General features: G+C 63.1%; 16 protein-coding genes. 13 read left to right on the forward strand and 3 right to left on the reverse strand.

Annotated features, from left to right (window positions below; all coding sequences use genetic code 11):
- Positions 1-106: 106 nt before the first annotated feature.
- From acnA to PTE30175_RS13880, 3 genes are all read right to left on the reverse strand, one after another.
- The gene (gene acnA / locus PTE30175_RS13870; RefSeq protein WP_150697644.1) at positions 107-2,812 is read right to left on the reverse strand and encodes an aconitate hydratase AcnA; all 2,706 of its coding nucleotides are present in this window, start codon (positions 2,810-2,812) and stop codon (positions 107-109) included.
- A 269-nt stretch (positions 2,813-3,081) separates the two neighbouring features.
- The gene (locus PTE30175_RS13875) at positions 3,082-3,549 is read right to left on the reverse strand and encodes a hypothetical protein (protein WP_150697645.1); all 468 of its coding nucleotides are present in this window, start codon (positions 3,547-3,549) and stop codon (positions 3,082-3,084) included.
- 305 nt (positions 3,550-3,854) lie between these two features.
- Entirely contained in the window at positions 3,855-4,838 is a 984-nt protein-coding gene (locus PTE30175_RS13880) for a malate dehydrogenase (protein WP_150697646.1), read from the reverse strand.
- Between the two features lie 330 nt (positions 4,839-5,168).
- Here PTE30175_RS13880 and PTE30175_RS13885 point away from each other — a divergent pair, with 330 nt between their 5' ends.
- The 13 genes from PTE30175_RS13885 (at position 5,169) to PTE30175_RS13945 (ending at position 18,455) form a co-directional block, all read left to right on the forward strand.
- Complete coding sequence (locus PTE30175_RS13885; protein ID WP_150697647.1) at positions 5,169-5,999, forward strand: GntR family transcriptional regulator; 831 nt, start codon at positions 5,169-5,171, stop codon at positions 5,997-5,999.
- 117 nt (positions 6,000-6,116) lie between these two features.
- Positions 6,117-6,530: a succinate dehydrogenase, cytochrome b556 subunit gene (sdhC, locus tag PTE30175_RS13890; protein ID WP_150697648.1), complete on the forward strand. Its 414-nt coding sequence runs from the start codon at positions 6,117-6,119 to the stop codon at positions 6,528-6,530.
- A gap of 1 nt (position 6,531) precedes the next feature.
- On the forward strand, positions 6,532-6,897 hold the full coding sequence (gene sdhD / locus PTE30175_RS13895) for a succinate dehydrogenase, hydrophobic membrane anchor protein (RefSeq protein WP_150697649.1): 366 nt from the start codon (positions 6,532-6,534) through the stop codon (positions 6,895-6,897).
- 3 nt (positions 6,898-6,900) lie between these two features.
- Positions 6,901-8,676, forward strand: a complete 1,776-nt coding sequence (gene sdhA / locus PTE30175_RS13900) for a succinate dehydrogenase flavoprotein subunit (protein WP_150697650.1) — start codon at positions 6,901-6,903, stop codon at positions 8,674-8,676.
- A gap of 12 nt (positions 8,677-8,688) precedes the next feature.
- Positions 8,689-9,390, forward strand: coding sequence for a succinate dehydrogenase iron-sulfur subunit (locus PTE30175_RS13905; RefSeq protein WP_150697651.1), 702 nt, complete (start codon positions 8,689-8,691; stop codon positions 9,388-9,390).
- Between the two features lie 9 nt (positions 9,391-9,399).
- Positions 9,400-9,672 (forward strand): FAD assembly factor SdhE, encoded by a 273-nt coding sequence (locus PTE30175_RS13910; RefSeq protein ID WP_150697652.1) that lies wholly within the window; start codon positions 9,400-9,402, stop codon positions 9,670-9,672.
- Positions 9,673-9,700: 28 nt separating this feature from the next.
- Positions 9,701-11,002, forward strand: coding sequence for a citrate synthase (gltA, locus tag PTE30175_RS13915; protein WP_150697653.1), 1,302 nt, complete (start codon positions 9,701-9,703; stop codon positions 11,000-11,002).
- A gap of 230 nt (positions 11,003-11,232) precedes the next feature.
- On the forward strand, positions 11,233-12,642 hold the full coding sequence (leuC, locus tag PTE30175_RS13920; RefSeq protein ID WP_150697654.1) for a 3-isopropylmalate dehydratase large subunit: 1,410 nt from the start codon (positions 11,233-11,235) through the stop codon (positions 12,640-12,642).
- Between the two features lie 73 nt (positions 12,643-12,715).
- Entirely contained in the window at positions 12,716-12,847 is a 132-nt protein-coding gene (locus PTE30175_RS13925) for an entericidin A/B family lipoprotein (RefSeq protein ID WP_150697655.1), read from the forward strand.
- 71 nt (positions 12,848-12,918) lie between these two features.
- The gene (gene leuD, locus PTE30175_RS13930; RefSeq protein ID WP_150697656.1) at positions 12,919-13,569 is read left to right on the forward strand and encodes a 3-isopropylmalate dehydratase small subunit; all 651 of its coding nucleotides are present in this window, start codon (positions 12,919-12,921) and stop codon (positions 13,567-13,569) included.
- 37 nt (positions 13,570-13,606) lie between these two features.
- Entirely contained in the window at positions 13,607-14,674 is a 1,068-nt protein-coding gene (gene leuB, locus PTE30175_RS13935; RefSeq protein ID WP_150697657.1) for a 3-isopropylmalate dehydrogenase, read from the forward strand.
- A 56-nt stretch (positions 14,675-14,730) separates the two neighbouring features.
- Entirely contained in the window at positions 14,731-15,861 is a 1,131-nt protein-coding gene (asd, locus tag PTE30175_RS13940) for an aspartate-semialdehyde dehydrogenase (protein WP_150697658.1), read from the forward strand.
- Positions 15,862-16,037: 176 nt separating this feature from the next.
- Positions 16,038-18,455 (forward strand): motility hub landmark protein FimV, encoded by a 2,418-nt coding sequence (locus PTE30175_RS13945; RefSeq protein ID WP_150697659.1) that lies wholly within the window; start codon positions 16,038-16,040, stop codon positions 18,453-18,455.
- Positions 18,456-18,501: the final 46 nt, after the last annotated feature.

An 18,501-nucleotide genomic window follows, 5' to 3' on the forward strand; every position in this document is an offset into this window, starting at 1 on the left:
ATCAGGCGAAAAAAAGCCCGGCAGCGTGCATTTCACACGCGGCCGGGCTTTTCCATGAAGCGACTGCGCCGGTGACCCGAAGGACCCCGGCGCCTGCGAGCAGCGCTTACGCGGCCAGCAGCTGACGCAGCACGAACGGCAGGATGCCGCCATGCTTGTAGTAGTCGACTTCGATCGGCGTATCAATACGCAGCAGCACTTGGACCTTCTGGGTTTCACCATTCTTGCGACGGATCACCAGGGTGAGGTCCTGTTGCGGTTTGACATCGGCCGTCAGACCTTCGATGTCGAACGTTTCTTCGCCGGTGATGCCCAGCGAATCGGCGCTGTCGTTGCCCTTGAACTGCAGGGGCAGGACACCCATGCCGACCAGGTTCGAACGGTGGATACGCTCGAACGAACGTGCCACGACGGCCTTGACGCCCAGCAGCTGCGTGCCCTTGGCGGCCCAGTCGCGCGACGAACCCGTGCCGTATTCCTCACCGCCGAACACGATGGTCGGGGTCTCTTCGGCAACGTACTTCATCGCCGCATCATAGATCGACAGCTGTTCGCCGCTCGGCTGATGGATCGTCAGGCCGCCTTCGACGCGCGAACCGTCGGCCTTCGCCGGGATCATCAGGTTCTTGATGCGCACGTTCGCGAACGTACCGCGCATCATGACTTCATGGTTGCCGCGGCGCGAGCCGTAGCTGTTGAAGTCGGCCTTCAGCACGCCATTATCGAGCAGCCACTTGCCGGCCGGCGACGTTTCCTTGATGGAACCTGCCGGGCTGATGTGGTCGGTCGTGACCGAGTCACCGAACACACCCAGCGCGCGGGCGCCGGCGATCGGCTTGATATCGTCGCTCGGCTGCATCGCGAAGCCATCGAAGAACGGCGGTTCGGCGATATACGTCGACGTCGGCCAATCATAGACCTGACCCTTCGAACCCTTGATCTTGGCCCACAGCGGGCTCGGCTCCTTCACGGAGTCGTAGTTCGCCTTGAAGACCTTGGCATTCATCGCGAACTTCATCAGCTTGTGGACTTCCTCGCTGGTCGGCCAGATGTCGCCCAGGTAGATGTCGCGGCCACCCTTACCCTTGCCGACCGGCTGGGTCATCAGGTCGGTCGTGACGTTGCCGGCGATCGCGTAGGCGACGACCAGCGGCGGCGAGGCCAGGAAGTTGGCGCGGATGTTCGGGTGAATGCGCGCTTCGAAGTTACGGTTGCCCGACAGCACGGCAGCGGCGACCAGATCGTTCGAGGTGATGGCTTCGTTCAACTCCGGCGTCAGGTCGCCGGCGTTGCCGATACAGGTCGTGCAGCCGTAGGCCGTCACGCCGAAACCCAGCTTCTCGAGGTACGGCAGCAGGCCGGCGGCTTGCAGGTACTCGGTCACCACGCGGCTTCCCGGGGCGAGCGACGTCTTGATGTGCGGCGCTACCTTCAGGCCGGCTTCAACGGCCTTCTTGGCCAGCAGGCCGGCGGCGAGCAGCACGCTCGGGTTCGACGTGTTCGTGCACGACGTGATGGCGGCGATCAGAACGTCGCCGTTCTTGATGTCGATGCCGTTGGACGTCTTGTACGTGGCTTCGAGCTGTTCAGCCGTTTTGTTGAAGCCGTTCTCGGCGGTCGGCTTGGTGAACAGGTCGCCGAACGTCGACTTGACGTTGCCGATTTCGATGCGGTCTTGCGGGCGCTTCGGGCCAGCCAGCGACGGAGCCACCGAACCCAGGTCCAGCGTCAGGACCTTGGTGTAGTCGATTTCACCCGACTTCGGCACGCCGAACATCTTCTGGGCCTTGAAGTACGACTCGAACGCGGCGATCTCGGCCTTGGTGCGGCCGGTGCCTTCGAAGTAGTCGATGGTCTTTTCATCGACCGGGAAGAAGCCCATGGTCGCGCCGTATTCCGGCGCCATGTTGGCGATGGTCGCACGGTCCGGCAGGGCCAGGCTGGCAGTGCCTTCGCCGAAGAATTCGACGAACTTGCCGACGACCTTTTCGCGGCGCAGCATTTCGGTGATGGTCAGCACCAGGTCGGTGGCGGTCACGCCTTCGCGCAGACGGCCCTTCAGTTCCACGCCGACGACGTCCGGCGTCAGGAAGTAGACCGGCTGGCCGAGCATGCCGGCTTCGGCTTCGATGCCGCCGACGCCCCAGCCAACCACGCCGATACCGTTGATCATGGTGGTGTGGCTATCGGTGCCGACCAGCGTATCCGGGTAGAACACGCCGTCTTTCTTGTGCACGCCGCGTGCCAGGTACTCGAGATTGACCTGGTGGACGATGCCGTAGCCCGGCTGAACGACGCCGAACGTATCGAAGGCTTGCATGCCCCACTTCATGAACTGGTAGCGCTCGTTGTTGCGCGAGAATTCCAGCTTCATGTTCAGATCGAGGGCCTTCTTCTCGCGGAAGTGGTCAACCTGGACCGAGTGGTCGACGACGAGGTCGACCGGCACCAGCGGCTCGATACGCTTCGGGTTCGAACCCATGCGCTCGGCAACGTTACGCATGGCGGCCAGATCGGCCAGCAGCGGCACGCCGGTGAAATCCTGCAGCACGACGCGGGCGACGACGAACGGGATTTCATCGACGCGCTCGGCCGACGGTTGCCAGTTGGCAAGTTGCTTGACGTGCTCTTCCGTCACCTTCTTGCCGTCGCAATTGCGCAGCACGGATTCGAGGACGACGCGGATCGACACGGGCAGCCGCTCGACCTGGACGCCGAGGGCTTTACCCAGCTGGGGCAGAGAATAGAACTTGCCTTTCTTGTCGCCGCCGAGCTTGAACTCTTTGAGCGTTTTGTGGAGATTGTGGGCCATGATCTTTCCTTGAGTGATACAGAAAAACGAAGCGAGTGGTTCCTGTGAGGGATGGGGGCCTGGTTTACGCGCAATCTGGCGACGGCTGAATCGCGCGCAGGTCGTCGGAGCGATGCACAGACATCGCCCCGGGATTCCGATTGTCCTGCGGCCCCTTCTTGTCGTTGACGCCAACGGCCGCAGCCCATGCACACGATGAATCACGGGTGAGGGCGGCGGCGGCAGACATGACGTAGGCTGGGTGATCCGGCAAAGACAATAAAAACGGCTTACTTCAACAACTCATTCGACTGGGTCGGCGCCTTGGCGGCGTCGTCGGTCATCGCCTGCGTCTTGCACTCGTCGGCCAGGCGGCCGTGTTCGCGGTGCGAGAACAGCATGGCCTTCGACGGAATCACGACGAGGTCCAGACCGCTGGCGGCGTCATAGAAGCGGTCGGCGCCGGTCGTGGTCGTCTGGCGCGGCAGCTTGTAGTTCTTGCCTTTCCAGGCCATGGTCAGCACGGCGTCGCGCTTCATGTTGCCGGCGATGTTCAGCTTTTCGTTTTCGGCGCAGCTCCACAACTCGGCGCCTTCCGGCACCGGGTCTTCCTTGGCCACAGCAGCTTTTTTGGCCGGCGCCTTTTTCTTCGGTGCGGCGTGCTTGGCGGTGCTGCTGCTCGCTTCGGCTGCCACGGCAGGGGGCAACGCGGCCACCGAGAACATGGCCAAGAGTGCGGTCAGACAAAGCTTTTTCATGGTGAATCTCCTGTATTGAGGGGCGACAAAGCGCCGATTATCTTACGAACCGGCCGGGCGTCGTCGTCACCATACAAATTTTTTCATTTCAGGGGAGATCGGGGTACATGAAAGGCCGGATGCTGGGCAAAACGAACCGAAAGGGTTACCGTCGCAGCAGGCGGCTGGCAGCGCCAAAACGGTGGCGGCGGTCGGTTGCGCGGTGCGGGTGATTCGCTTTGCCAAGAAAACGGTCGGGTTCATGACGGCGGGTGGGGTAGGGTCTGCGGCCGGCGCAAGCGCCGGCCGGATACGACATTCAGCGATTAACCAAGCAGATGGGCCACGCCGTCACGCTCTTCCTGCAGTTCCTGCAGGGTGAAGTCCATGCGCTCACGCGAGAACGCATCGATTTCCAAGCCTTCGACGCGCTTGTACTCGCCGTTTTCGCAGGTGACCGGCACGCCGTAGACGATGTCTTCCGGAATGCCGTACGAGCCATCCGACGGAATACCCATCGTGACCCACTTGCCGTTCGTGCCGAGGACCCAGTCACGGACGTGGTCGATGGCGGCGTTGGCGGCCGAGGCAGCCGACGACAGGCCACGCGCTTCGATGATCGCACCGCCGCGCTTGCCCACGGTCGGGATGAACACGTCCTTGTTCCACGCTTCGTCGTTGATCAGTGCCTTGACGCCCTGGCCGTCGATCGTGGCGAAACGGTAGTCGGGGTACATCGTCGGCGAGTGGTTGCCCCACACGGCCAGCTTTTCGATGCCGGCGACAGCCTTGCCCGTCTTCGACGCGATTTGCGACAGGGCACGGTTGTGGTCCAGGCGCAGCATGGCGGTGAAGTTCTTCTTCGGCAGATCCGGCGCCGACTTCATGGCGATGTAGGCGTTCGTGTTGGCCGGGTTGCCGACCACCAGGACCTTCACGTCGCGCTTGGCGACTTCGTTCAGGGCCTTGCCCTGAACCGTGAAGATTTCGGCGTTGGCTTGCAGCAGGTCCTTGCGTTCCATGCCTTTGCTGCGCGGACGTGCGCCGACGAGCAGGGCAACGTCGATATCCTTGAAGGCGACCTTCGGGTCGTCAGTGATGACAACGCCCTGCAGCAGCGGGAAGGCGCAGTCTTCCAGTTCCATCACGACGCCCTTGACGGCGGCTTGCGCTTGCGGGAGGTCGAGCAGTTGCAGGATGACGGGCTGGTCCTTGCCGAGCATGTCGCCATTGGCGATGCGGAACAGCAGGGAGTAGCCGATTTGGCCAGCGGCGCCGGTGACGGCGACACGCATTGCGGGTTTTGCCATGAGAATTTCTCCAGACGTGTACAAATTCCTGCGAAGCTCATTGAAGGCTCGCCGTCCGGGTGGCATTCGCCAGGCCGTACTGACAGCGCCGCGTCACATGAAGCTCCTAAAATTCCTTTGCGAACGGAAGCTTGCGGGCTGCCGGGGGAGTGCTGCCGTAAAATGGCGGCGACAGGCCTTGCCTCGCCGCGGCTGCAGGGCCCCATTAGCCCGCGTCAGTGTAGGAGTCGGCAAGACGAATGTCAACTGTATCTTATGTCTTATATAAGACATAGGATTATTGCTGTTATTCGATGGACGGATGTCCCGGTTTGTGGTCAAATCCGCGTCATGAATGCGAATGTCCGCGACACATCCAGCAGCAACGCACCTGTCGATGCCGGTACCCGGCAGGAAGGCGCGCGTGAAGGGGCGACCCCGGGGGTGACCCCGGCGGCGGGTTCGTCCCCGACATTCAGCCCACTGTACCAGCAGATCAAGGGGTTGATCACGCAAAGTTTGCAGGCCGGCGAATGGAAGCCGGGCGAGATCATCCCAAGCGAGGTCGAACTGGCCGGCCGCTACAAGGTCAGCCAGGGCACCGTGCGCAAGGCGATCGACGAGTTGGCCGCCGACAACCTGCTGGTGCGCCGGCAGGGGCGCGGCACCTTTGTCGCCACCCATCACGAAGACCGCGTCCAGTTCCGTTTCCTGCGTCTCGCGCCGGACAGCGGCGATCCGCACCATCCCCCGAGCCGCCTGATCGACTGCCGCCGCATGCGCGCGCCGGCGGAAATCGCGCGTCAGCTCGACCTGCGGGCCGGCGACGGCGTGATCCTGATTCGCCGCATGCTCGATTTCTCGGACCGTCCGACGGTGCTCGACGAGATCTGGCTGCCGGGATCGCTGTTCCGCGGTCTGACCGCGGAGCGCCTGAATGAATACAAGGGGCCGATGTACGGTCTCTTTGAAGATGAATTCGGTACGCGCATGATCCGCGCCGTGGAAAAGATCCGTGCGGTGGCGGCGGACGACATGACCGCGGACCTGCTCAAGGTGCCGAAGGGCTTCCCGCTGTTGAGTGTAGAGCGCGTCTCCTACACTTATGGGGACAAGCCGGTGGAAGTCCGCCGTGGCTGGTATGTCACCACAGAACATCACTATCAGAACGACTTGAGTTGAGACGGGCGTGCGGGTGGCGCCTGCGGGTGAAGGTTCCCGGGGTTTGACTCGTGCATGGTGCAACGCACTAGAAACAGCGCTAAAATCACGGGCTGTTGTAACTACATGGGGTCTAGCATGGCTGAAGCAGTAAAAAATGAGCGGCCAGTCTACAGGAACATCGGTATCGGACAGATTGTCACGTACCGGCTTCCTCTGGCTGGTATCGTGTCCATCCTGCACCGGATCAGCGGTGCGATCATGTTCCTTCTCCTGCCGTTCGTTCTGTATCTCTTCGAACAGAGCCTCACGTCCGAACTGAGCTTCGACGTGCTCCGCGGCATCGCCTCCAACTGGTTTGCCAAGCTTGTGATTCTCGTGCTGGCCTGGGGTTTCCTCCACCACTTCCTGGCCGGCCTGCGCCATCTGCGCATGGATCTGAATCATGACGCCGTGAGCAAGGAAGGCGGCAAGCGCTCGGCGGTGTCCGTGCTCGCGCTGTCGCTGATCCTGACCGCCGCGGTCGCCCTCAAACTGTTCGGAGCGTTCTGAGATGGCCCACGACAAGATCGGTTCGAAGCGTCTGGTCGTCGGCGCTCACTATGGTATCCGCGACTGGATCGCGCAACGTCTCACGGCCGTCATCATGGCCGTGTACACGGTGATCCTGCTGGTGTGGTTCTTCCTCGCCAAGGATTTCTCCTATGAAGGCTGGGCCGGCATCTTCGCCCACCAGTGGATGAAGCTCGCGACGTTCGTCACGCTGCTCGCGTTGTTCTACCACGCCTGGGTCGGCATTCGGGATATCTGGATGGACTACGTCAAGCCGGCCGGCATCCGCCTGGCGCTGTATGCATTGACGATCGTCTGGCTGGTCGCATGCGCGGGCTATGCCGCACAGATTCTGTGGAGAGTGTAAAGAATGGCTGCAATAAAAAATTCCCTGCCGCGCCGTCGCTTTGACGTCGTCATCGTGGGCGCAGGCGGTTCCGGCATGCGCGCGTCGCTGCAACTGGCCAAGGCCGGTCTGTCGGTCGCCGTGCTGTCGAAAGTGTTCCCCACGCGTTCCCATACCGTGGCTGCCCAGGGCGGCATCGGTGCGTCGCTCGGCAACATGAGCGAAGATAATTGGCACTACCACTTCTACGACACCATCAAGGGTTCCGACTGGCTCGGCGACCAGGATGCGATCGAGTTCATGTGCCGCCAGGCGCCGAACGCCGTCTATGAGCTTGAGCACATGGGCATGCCGTTCGATCGTAATGCAGACGGCACGATTTATCAGCGCCCGTTCGGCGGCCACACGGCCAACTACGGCGAAAAGCCGGTGCAACGCGCTTGCGCGGCTGCTGACCGTACGGGACATGCGCTGCTGCACACGCTGTATCAACAAAACGTTTCAGCCAAGACGAACTTCTTCGTCGAGTGGATGGCGCTGGATCTCATCCGCGACGAATCGGGCGACGTGCTCGGCGTGTCGGCGCTGGAAATGGAGACCGGCGAAGTCTACCTGCTCGAAGGCAAGTGCACGCTGTTCGCCACGGGCGGCGCAGGCCGTGTCTATGCAGCTTCGACCAACGCCTTCATCAATACCGGTGACGGTCTTGGCATGGCGGCGCGTGCGGGCATTCCGCTCGAAGACATGGAATTCTGGCAATTCCACCCGACCGGCGTGGCCGGCGCGGGCGTGCTGATCACCGAAGGTGTGCGTGGCGAGGGCGGTATTCTGCGCAACTCGAACGGCGAGCGCTTCATGGAGCGCTACGCCCCGACGCTGAAGGATCTGGCGCCGCGTGACTTCGTGTCGCGCTCGATGGACCAGGAAATCAAGGAAGGCCGCGGCTGTGGTCCGAACAAGGACTACGTGCTGCTCGACCTGTCGCACATCGGCGCCGAGACCATCCTGAAGCGTTTGCCGTCGATTCGCGAAATCGCGCTGAAGTTCGCGAACGTCGATGCCATCAAGGAACCGATTCCGGTCGTTCCGACGATTCACTACCAGATGGGCGGCATCCCGACCAACTACCATGGTCAGGTGGTGGTGCAAAAGGGCGGCGAATCAACCCCGGTCAACGGTTTCTATGCCGTCGGCGAATGCTCGTGCGTGTCGGTCCACGGGGCCAACCGCCTGGGTACCAACTCGCTGCTCGACCTCGTGGTGTTCGGTCGTGCGGCCGGTAACCACATCATCGACTTCGTGAAGAGCCAAGGCGAGCACAAGCCGCTGCCGGCTGACGCCGCCGACCGAGCGCTGGCCCGCCTGGCCCGCCTCGATGCCTCGTCGTCGGGCGAGTATGCGCAGGACGTCGCCAACGATATCCGCGCAACGATGCAAAAGCACGCTGGCGTGTTCCGTACCTCGGAGTTGCTGGCCGAAGGCGTCACGCAGATCAAGCAGGTCGCCGAGCGCGTGGGCAGTGTCCATCTGAAGGACAAGTCGAAGGTCTTCAACACGGCCCGCGTGGAAGCGCTGGAAGTCGACAACCTGATCGAAGTGGCCAAGGCCACCATGATTGCTGCCGAAGCCCGCAAGGAAAGCCGTGGCGCACACGCCCACAGCGATTACCCCGAGCGCGACGATGCCAACTGGATGCGTCACTCGCTGTTCTTCAGCGAAGACAACCGTCTGGAATACAAGCCGGTGCAGATGAAGCCGCTGACCGTCGACTCGGTTCCGCCCAAGGCGCGGACGTTCTAAGGGATTCGCAACATGAAACGTATTTTCGAAGTTTACCGCTACGATCCGGACAAGGACGCAGCACCGTACATGCAGACCTACGAGGTCGAACTCGACGGTCACGAGCGCATGCTGCTCGACGCGCTGGTCAAGCTGAAGAAGCTCGACGAAGGCATCGCTTTCCGTCGCTCGTGCCGTGAAGGCGTGTGCGGTTCGGACGCCATGAACATCAATGGCAAAAACGGCCTGGCGTGTCTGACCAACATGAATGAGCTGCCGAACAAGATCGTGCTCAAGCCGCTGCCGGGGCTGCCCGTGGTCCGCGACCTGATCGTCGACATGACGCACTTCTTCAACCAGTACCACTCGATCAAGCCGTTCCTGATCAACGACGAGCCGCCGCCCGAGAAGGAGCGCCTGCAGTCGCCGGAAGAGCGCGACGAGCTGGACGGTCTGTACGAGTGTATTCTGTGCGCATCGTGCTCGACGTCGTGCCCGAGCTTCTGGTGGAATCCGGACAAGTTCGTCGGCCCGGCCGGTCTGCTGCAGGCTTACCGCTTCATTGCGGACAGCCGCGACCGCGCCACCGGCGAGCGTCTTGATAACCTGGAAGACCCGTATCGCCTGTTCCGTTGCCACACGATCATGAACTGCGTGGACGTGTGCCCGAAGGGTCTGAACCCGACCAAAGCCATCGGCAAGATCAAAGAGCTGATGGTGCGTCGTACGGTCTGACGATTGCCCATGACGTCGGACAACCATCAGGATGATCCGCTCAAGCGCGCCCGCCTTCGCTGGCGGGCGCGCCGTGGACTGGTCGAGAACGACATCATCCTTGAGCGATTTTTCGCCAGGTACGAAGCGTCGCTTACGGACGATGACGTGGGTGCCCTGACCCAACTGCTCGATTTGAGCGACAACGATTTGATGGATCTGCTGCTAGCGCGTAAAGAGCCCGAAGCGGATCTGGACGGGCCGGACGTGCGGCGCCTGCTGGCGCTCCTGCGTGCCGTGTAGGGTTTAAGATTTTTTTTGAGGAAGCGTTATGACTCCGTCAGATGTTAAAGCCACCCTATCTTTCTCGGATGATTCGCCGAGCGTCGAACTGCCGATCTACAAGGGAACGATGGGCCCGGATGTCATCGACATCCGCAAGCTGTACGGCCAGACCGGCAAATTCACGTACGACCCCGGGTTCATGTCGACGGCTGCGTGCAACTCGGCCATCACGTATATCGATGGCGACAAGGGCGAGCTGCTGTACCGCGGCTACCCGATCGACGAGCTGGCGCAAAACTGCGACTTCCTCGAAACGTCGTATCTGCTGCTCAAGGGCGAACTGCCGAACGCCGCGCAAAAGAAGGAATTTGTTGATACCGTGACCCGTCACACGATGGTTCATGAGCAGATGAACTTCTTCTTCCGCGGCTTCCGTCGTGACGCACACCCGATGGCCGTGCTGGTCGGCTCGGTCGGCGCCCTGTCGGCGTTCTACCACGACTCGCTGGACATCAACAACCCGCAGCACCGTGAAGTCTCGGCGATTCGCCTGATCGCGAAGCTGCCGACGCTGGTCGCCATGGCGTACAAGTACAGCGTGGGCCAGCCGTTCGTGTATCCGCGCAACGACCTGTCGTACACCGCGAACTTCATGCGCATGATGTTCGCCAACCCGTGCGAAGAGTACAAGGTCAACGACGTGCTGGTGCGCGCGCTCGACCGCATCCTGATCCTGCACGCCGATCACGAGCAGAACGCGTCGACCTCGACGGTCCGCCTGGCCGGCTCGTCGGGCGCCAACCCGTTCGCATGTATCGCTGCCGGTATCGCTTGCCTGTGGGGCCCGGCGCACGGTGGTGCGAACGAAGCCGCCCTGAACATGCTCGAGCAGATCGGCTCGCCGGACAAGATTCCTGAATTCATCAAGCAAGTGAAGGACAAGAATTCGGGCGTCAAGCTGATGGGCTTCGGTCACCGCGTGTACAAGAACTACGATCCGCGCGCCAAGCTCATGCGCGAAACGTGCTACGAGGTGCTCAACGAACTGGGCCTGCACGACGATCCGCTGTTCAAGCTCGCCATGCAGCTGGAAAAGATCGCCCTGGAAGACGAATACTTCGTGTCGCGCAAGCTGTACCCGAACGTCGACTTCTACTCGGGCATCGTTCAGCGCGCGCTGGGCATTCCGACGTCGATGTTCACCTGCATCTTCGCGCTGGCCCGTACGGTCGGCTGGATTGCGCAATGGACGGAAATGATTGCGGAACCGGACCAGAAGATCGGCCGTCCGCGTCAGCTGTTCATCGGCAATACGCCGCGCGACGTCGCGCCGATCGACAAGCGCTGAGCTGACGGCGCGGCCATCGGTGGCCGGTGCGGCTTGCCGTGCCGGCACGGCGCCGATGCCGATTCAGCAATGCAGGCGGTTCTGCGGCAGGATATGCTGGAGAATCGCGCAAATCCCCGGGATATTGTGCGTTTTACGCACGATTTCCGGGGATTTGTCATTCCGCCGGCGCTTATGCGCTATGGCATAATCAAAAGTTCCCAGAACGATAACTGCCCCGCACTTTCATCATGGCCAAGACGCTGTACGACAAATTGTGGGATGCACACGTTGTGCATACCGAGGACGACGGCACCACGCTGCTCTACATCGACCGTCACCTGCTGCACGAAGTCACGAGCCCGCAGGCGTTCGAAGGGCTGAAGCTGGCCGAACGGCCGGTCTGGCGTCTGTCGGCCAATCTGGCAGTGTCGGACCATAACGTCCCGACGACCGATCGCTCCAGTGGCATCGAGGATCCGATCTCGCGCCTGCAGGTCGATACGCTCGACCACAATTGCGACGATTTCGGCATCACGCAGTTCAAGATGAACGATCTGCGCCAGGGGATCGTCCACGTGATCGGGCCGGAGCAGGGCGCCACGCTGCCCGGCATGACGGTGGTCTGCGGCGATTCGCATACCTCCACGCACGGCGCGTTCGGCGCGCTGGCGTTCGGCATCGGTACGTCCGAGGTCGAGCACACGCTCGCCACGCAGACGCTGCTGATGAAGAAGAGCAAGAACATGCTGGTGCGGGTCGACGGCCAACTGCCGCGCGGCTGCTCGGCCAAGGACATCGTGCTGGCCGTCATCGGCAAGATCGGCACGGCGGGCGGTACCGGCTATACGATCGAGTTCGCCGGACCGGCCATTCGCGCCCTGACGATGGAAGGCCGCATGACGGTGTGCAACATGGCGATCGAAGCGGGCGCGCGCGCCGGCCTGGTCGGCGTGGACGACACTACGATCAACTACGTCAAGGGCCGCCCGTTCGCCCCGTCCGGCGAAGCGTTCCAGCAGGCCGAAACCTACTGGCGCACGCTGCGCAGCGACGACGGCGCCCAGTTCGACCACGTTGTCGAGATCGATGCCGAGAAGCTGACGCCGCAGGTGAGCTGGGGCACGTCGCCGGAAATGGTCGTGTCGATTGAAGACCGCGTGCCCGACCCCGATAAGGAAAAGGATCCGGTCAAGCGCAGCGCCATGGAGCGTGCGCTCGAGTACATGAACCTGAAGCCCGATACGCCGATGCAGGAAATCGCCATCGACAAGGTGTTCATCGGCTCGTGCACGAACTCGCGCATCGAAGATATCCGCGCTGCCGCGTACGTGGTCAAGAAGCTGGGCCGCAAGGTCGCGGCGAACGTGCGTCTGGCGATGGTCGTGCCGGGCTCGGGGCTGGTGAAGCAGCAGGCTGAGCAGGAAGGGCTGGACCAGGTGTTCAAGGCCGCAGGCTTCGAGTGGCGCGAGCCGGGCTGCTCGATGTGCCTGGCGATGAATGCCGACCGCCTGGAGCCGGGCGAGCGCTGCGCCTCGACCTCGAACCGCAACTTCGAGGGCCGTCAGGGCGCCGGCGGCCGCACTCACCTGCTGTCGCCCGCGATGGCGGCGGCGGCGGCGATCGAAGGGCATTTCGTGGACGTACGCCGCCTCGTTTGAGGCCGCCGTCATCCGAATTCACGTGATCGTCGTTACATAAGAACGATTTCGCGCTCAACCGGGAGAAACTGAAATGAAAAAACTGTGCTTGCTGGCGATGGCCTTGATGGTGCTGGGCGTGACAGGATGCAATACGATGGCCGGCCTGGGGCAGGATACCAAGGCGGCCGGTCAGGCGATCGAGAACGCGGCGACGAAGAAGTAAGCGCGGCCGTTCGCACATGAAAGTTGAGGGGCCGCGGCACGCGGCCCGCAGAGAATATCAGGTGGCTTGAGATGGAAAAATTTGTTGTCCACACGGGCTTGGTGGCACCCCTTGACCGGGAAAACGTCGACACCGACGCGATCATTCCGAAGCAGTTCCTGAAGTCGATCAAGCGCACCGGCTTCGGCCAGAACCTGTTCGACGAATGGCGCTATACGGACGTCGGCCAGCCGGGGCAGGATTGCAGCAAGCGTCCGCTGAATCCGAATTTCGTGCTGAATCAGCCGCGTTACCAGAATTCCACGATTCTCCTTGCGCGCAAGAACTTCGGCTGCGGCAGCTCGCGCGAACACGCGCCCTGGGCGCTGCAGCAATACGGCTTTCGTGCGGTGATTGCGCCGAGTTTTGCCGACATTTTCTTCAATAACTGCTATAAGAACGGTGTGTTGCCGATCGTGCTCACCGAGATGCAGGTCGATCACCTGTTCAACGAGACGACGGCGTTCGTCGGCTACCAGTTGACCATCGACCTCGAACAGCAGACGGTGCAGGCGGCCGACGGCCGTAGCTATTCGTTTGACATCGCGCCGTTCCGCAAATATTGCATGCTCAACGGATTCGACGATATCGGCCTGACCCTGCGCCACGCCGACAAGATCCATGAATTTGAAGCCAAGCGGCTGGCGGCCCAGCCCTGGCTGAATACGCGTTTGCCGCGCTAAGACACAACAGGCGCGCAGCGCCACCGAAGGAGATCGCATGAAAATCGCAGTGTTGCCGGGTGACGGCATCGGTCCGGAAATCGTCACGGAAGCCGTTGCCGTGCTCAATGCGCTGGGTGAATCGTTTGAACTGGAGCAGGCCCCCGTGGGGGGCGCCGGTTACGAGGCTGCCGGCCATCCGCTGCCGGAAGCCACGCTCAAGCTGGCCAAGGAAGCCGATGCCATCCTGTTCGGCGCCGTGGGCGACTGGAAGTACGACACGCTGGCGCGCGAACTGCGCCCGGAGCAGGCCATCCTGGGCCTGCGCAAGCACCTGCAGCTGTTCGCCAACTTCCGTCCCGCGATCCTGTACAAGGAGCTCGCCGATGCGTCGAGCCTGAAGCCGGAGATCGTCGCGGGCCTGGACATCCTGATCATCCGCGAACTGAACGGCGACATTTACTTTGGTCAGCCGAAGGGTTTCCGACAGGCGCCGGACGGCCCGTTCGAAGGCAGCCGCGAAGGTTTTGATACGATGCGGTATACGGTGCCGGAAGTGGTCCGTATCGCGCATGTGGCTTTTCAGGCGGCAGCCAAGCGCGGCAAGCGTCTGTGCTCGGTCGACAAGGCCAATGTCCTGGAAACGTCGCAGCTGTGGCGCGACACGATGATCGAGGTCGCCAAGGACTATCCGGACGTCGAACTGTCGCATATGTATGTCGACAACGCCGCGATGCAGCTGGTGAAGGCACCGAAGAACTTCGACGTGGTCGTGACCGGCAACATGTTCGGCGATATCCTGTCGGATGAAGCCGCGATGCTGACCGGCTCCATCGGCATGTTGCCGTCGGCCTCGCTGGACGCGAAGAACAAGGGCCTCTACGAGCCGTCGCACGGTTCGGCCCCCGATATCGCGGGCAAGGGCGTGGCAAATCCGCTGGCGACGATCCTGTCGGCGGCGATGATGCTGCGTTACACGCTGGGCAAGCCGGAACAGGCCGACCGCATCGAAGCCGCGGTCAAGAAGGTGCTGGCACAGGGCTTGCGTACGCCCGACATCTGGCAGGAAGGCGCGACCAAGGTCGGTACGCGCGAAATGGGCGCGGCCGTCGTCGCGGCGCTATGAGCGACGGACCGCCGGGGAGGCGGTCCGCAGAGGTTTTATAGAGAGAGAGTGGAAAAATGAGAACCGTAGGTCTGGTAGGTTGGCGGGGCATGGTTGGCTCCGTGCTCATGCAACGCATGCAGCAGGAGAACGATTTCGCCTTGATCGAGCCGGTGTTTTTCAGCACCAGCAACGCGGGCGGCAAAGCCCCGTCGATGGCGAAGAACGAGACTTCGCTGAAAGACGCCAATGATGTCGCTGAACTGAAGAAATGCGACATCATCATTACCTGCCAGGGCGGTGACTACACGTCGGAGATTTTTCCGAAGCTGCGTGCCGCGGGTTGGAATGGCTACTGGATCGATGCGGCCTCGACGCTGCGCATGAAGGACGATGCGATCATCGTTCTCGATCCGGTCAACCTGAATGTGATCAAGGACGCGCTGTCGGCGGGCACGAAGAATTTCATCGGCGGCAACTGCACGGTCAGCTGCATGTTGATGGGCCTGGGCGGCCTGTTCCAGCACAATCTGGTGGACTGGATGACCTCGATGACGTATCAGGCGGCATCGGGCGGCGGCGCGCAGCATATGCGCGAGCTGCTGACGCAATTCGGCAGCATCAACGCCGAAGTCAAGTCGCTGCTGGATGATCCGGCCTCGGCGATTCTCGAGATTGACCGCAAGGTGCTGGCCAAGCAGCATGCCTTGACCGCCGACGAGACCAGGCAGTTCGGCGTGCCGCTGGGCGGCAACCTGATTCCGTGGATCGACAAGGATCTCGGCAACGGCATGTCCAAGGAAGAGTGGAAGGGCGGCGCCGAGACCAACAAGATCCTGGGGCTGGGCGAGGGTTTCGCCGGTACCCGGGCGATTCCGGTCGACGGCCTGTGCGTGCGCATTGGTGCGATGCGTTGCCACAGCCAGGCGCTGACCATCAAGCTCAAGAAAGATGTGCCGTTAGATGAACTGAACGATATCATCGGTCAGGCCAACGACTGGGTGAAGGTGGTGCCGAACACGCGTGAGGCGTCGATGACCGATTTGACGCCTGCCGCCGTGACCGGCACCATGACGATCCCGGTGGGCCGCCTGCGCAAGATGGCGATGGGCGACGAATACCTGTCGGCATTCACGGTGGGCGATCAACTGCTGTGGGGTGCGGCCGAACCGCTGCGCCGCATGCTGCGCATCCTGCTGGACGCGTAAGCAGCGGCAGAAGTATGCAAGACTCGGCGCGAGCCGAGGGCGGCAGTGCCAGGCCGGACTGCCGCCGGCCCCTTTGGGAGGCGCCCGCAAGGGCTGCCAGTGACAACTTCGACTGACAGGCCCGAACAGACACAGTGCGGAACAACTCGATCGGCAAGCACGCGAAAGCGCTACGGATGACTGCGGCCACGGCCGTGTTGTGGGGCCTCGGCCTCGTCAGTGCGGGCGCCGCAACGCTCGGCGCGCAACAGGTCCGCTCCGCGCCGGGGCAACCGCTGCGCGCGGCGGTTCTGCTCAACGACGTCTCGCCGGCCGAGGCCGACGGCCTCACCGTCAAACTCGCCGATGCGGCCGCGTTCCGTCAGGTCGGTATCCGCCGTCTTCCCGCGCTCGACAAACTCAGCGTCTGGCTGACCAGGAGCGAAGCAGGCACGTACATCGTGCACTTCGATTCGAGCGAGCCGGTGAGCGTGCCATATCTCGACGTGCTGCTGGTGCTGGAATGGCGTACCGGCCGTCAATCGGCGGTTTACACGCTCGCTGCCACGCCGCTTCAGCCGTCGCCCGCGCCGCAGGCCGTCGTACCGGCGGCCGTGGCGCCGTCGTCCAATACCGGCGAGCCCGCGCCCGTGGGCGCGGCGTCGTCCGGCGAGGCTGCCGCGAAGAAAATCGTCGATGGCGGGGCGCACGTCGTGCGCCATGGCGACACGTTGTCGTCGATTGCGCAGCAGTATGCCGATGAAGCCGGCGGTGCGTCCGTTGCACAGCTGATGACGGCGTTGTTCGAGGCGAACCGCAACGCGTTCATTGGAAACGATCCGAACCGGTTGCGTCAGGGGGCGACCCTGAATCGTCCGGCGGACCCGCAGGTGCAGGCCGTGGCGCCGGCGCAGGCGCGCAAGTTCGTGGCGAGCGCGCGCGAGCAGTTCGACGCGTACCGCGCGCGTCTGGCGGAATCGACGGCAGGCCAGGCCGCGCCGGCCGAAGGCGGGCGTAGCGCGCAGGGCGCGATCGAGGCGGGGAAGGCTCCGGAAGCGGCCGCCCCGGCCACGCGTGATGAACTGAAGTTGTCGCGTCCCAAATCGGGTCCGGGACGCAACGCCGCCGGCGCGAATGCCGGCAGCGGCGAAGAAGAACGTATCGCCCGCGACAAGGCCGACGCCGAAGCGCAGGGCAGGGTGAATGATTTGCAGAAGAACGTAGCAGATCTCCAGAAGTTGTTGGCGATGAAGAATCAGGCCGTCGCCGATCTGGAGAAGCAGAACGCCACCGCTTCCGGCGTGACTGCGGGCAATAACACGCAAGCGAACAACACGACACAGGGCGCGGCGAAGACGCCGGCCGCTGTCGCCGATCAACAACCGGTGCCCGCGGCGGCGCCCGCCACGGCCTCCGCTGCCGAGACGACGGCCGTCGCAACGGCGGCGTCGGCGGCGAGCGAGGCCACGAGCGCGTCTCAGGCCGAGGCAGCCTCCATGGCCACCGCTACGGTGGCATCCGGTACGGACGCGGCGGCGTCGGCGCCCGTCGCGGCCACCGCGAGCGCTGCGGCGGCCCAGACGGCCCAATCGGCCGATGGGCCCGGCATGACGTGGCGCGCGGTGCGCGAGAATCCCTATGCCTTGCCGGGCGCCGGCCTGCTGGCCGCGCTGCTCGGTATCTATTGGCTGATGCGCCGCCGTCACAATACGCCGCCGGCGGTGGGACAGGACGGCCCTTATGACAGTGGCGATGACGGCCAATCGCATTGGCTGGGCGGCGGTGACGATGCCCGGCAAGCCGAGGCGGGTGACGACCACGCCGGTGTCGCGCTGGGCGCCGTCGGTGTCGCGGCAGGTGCTGCGGCGCTGTACGAGGCGAATCAGGCGGCACATGCCGACGCGCCTGCGTCCGAGATTACGCCGGAGCCGGCTTTCGAGCCTGTGGCCGACGCCGTTCTGGCGCCGCAGACGTACGAGGTTGAGACCGACCCGGTGACCCCAGCGGCCGATGCCGGCGTGGCGGGCATGGTCGGCGATCTCGATTTGACGTTGCCGGGCCAGCCGGCCCACGTGGGCACGGTGCCGGCGACGCCTACCCCGTTCCTGAGCGCGGGTGGCCTGGGCTCGATTCAGTTCACGATGGCGCCGGAAGTCCACCATGACGGCGGCGAACCGGAACTCGACGGCGAGCCGTCCGACGCGGATTTCGATACGCCGGCGAAGCCCACGTTTGCGGACGCCGCCCATGAAGCGCCGTCGCTCAAGCCGCTGTCATTCGACTTGTCCGACTTCAGCCTGGATCTGAAGGGTGACGCGAAGCGCGGCAACACGCCGGCATTCTCGCTCGATTTCGGCGCACCGCCTGCAACAGCATTTGCCGCGCAGGCCGCTACCCCGTTACAATCGCCGGCTGACGTGTATCCCGAAGTCGCGGCAGTAGACGGCAGCGATACCGAAGGCGGCGATATCCACACGAAACTTGAACTCGCCGCGGCCTACCAGTCGATCGGCGACGACGAAGGCGCGCGCGAACTGCTCGAGGAAGTGATGCGCAGCGGCAATGCCGCCGCGCAATCGCTGGCGCGTACAAGACTTGCGGCGCTGGGCAAATAAGTCCCGGCACCGCCAACGATTGACCGTAGTTTTTGGGCGCCCGCAG

It is taken from the genome of Pandoraea terrae (assembly GCF_902459695.1).
Classification (GTDB): Bacteria; Pseudomonadota; Gammaproteobacteria; order Burkholderiales; family Burkholderiaceae; genus Pandoraea; species Pandoraea terrae.

What these genes read in the sequence shown, in the direction of transcription:
- acnA (WP_150697644.1), bottom strand. Translation starts at nt 2,812, where the DNA reads ATGGCCCACAATCTCCACAAAACGCTCAAAGAGTTCAAGCTCGGCGGC.
- PTE30175_RS13875 (WP_150697645.1), bottom strand. Translation starts at nt 3,549, where the DNA reads ATGAAAAAGCTTTGTCTGACCGCACTCTTGGCCATGTTCTCGGTGGCC.
- PTE30175_RS13880 (WP_150697646.1), bottom strand. Translation starts at nt 4,838, where the DNA reads ATGGCAAAACCCGCAATGCGTGTCGCCGTCACCGGCGCCGCTGGCCAA.
- PTE30175_RS13885 (WP_150697647.1), top strand. Translation starts at nt 5,169, where the DNA reads ATGAATGCGAATGTCCGCGACACATCCAGCAGCAACGCACCTGTCGAT.
- sdhC (WP_150697648.1), top strand. Translation starts at nt 6,117, where the DNA reads ATGGCTGAAGCAGTAAAAAATGAGCGGCCAGTCTACAGGAACATCGGT.
- sdhD (WP_150697649.1), top strand. Translation starts at nt 6,532, where the DNA reads ATGGCCCACGACAAGATCGGTTCGAAGCGTCTGGTCGTCGGCGCTCAC.
- sdhA (WP_150697650.1), top strand. Translation starts at nt 6,901, where the DNA reads ATGGCTGCAATAAAAAATTCCCTGCCGCGCCGTCGCTTTGACGTCGTC.
- PTE30175_RS13905 (WP_150697651.1), top strand. Translation starts at nt 8,689, where the DNA reads ATGAAACGTATTTTCGAAGTTTACCGCTACGATCCGGACAAGGACGCA.
- PTE30175_RS13910 (WP_150697652.1), top strand. Translation starts at nt 9,400, where the DNA reads ATGACGTCGGACAACCATCAGGATGATCCGCTCAAGCGCGCCCGCCTT.
- gltA (WP_150697653.1), top strand. Translation starts at nt 9,701, where the DNA reads ATGACTCCGTCAGATGTTAAAGCCACCCTATCTTTCTCGGATGATTCG.
- leuC (WP_150697654.1), top strand. Translation starts at nt 11,233, where the DNA reads ATGGCCAAGACGCTGTACGACAAATTGTGGGATGCACACGTTGTGCAT.
- PTE30175_RS13925 (WP_150697655.1), top strand. Translation starts at nt 12,716, where the DNA reads ATGAAAAAACTGTGCTTGCTGGCGATGGCCTTGATGGTGCTGGGCGTG.
- leuD (WP_150697656.1), top strand. Translation starts at nt 12,919, where the DNA reads ATGGAAAAATTTGTTGTCCACACGGGCTTGGTGGCACCCCTTGACCGG.
- leuB (WP_150697657.1), top strand. Translation starts at nt 13,607, where the DNA reads ATGAAAATCGCAGTGTTGCCGGGTGACGGCATCGGTCCGGAAATCGTC.
- asd (WP_150697658.1), top strand. Translation starts at nt 14,731, where the DNA reads ATGAGAACCGTAGGTCTGGTAGGTTGGCGGGGCATGGTTGGCTCCGTG.
- PTE30175_RS13945 (WP_150697659.1), top strand. Translation starts at nt 16,038, where the DNA reads ATGACTGCGGCCACGGCCGTGTTGTGGGGCCTCGGCCTCGTCAGTGCG.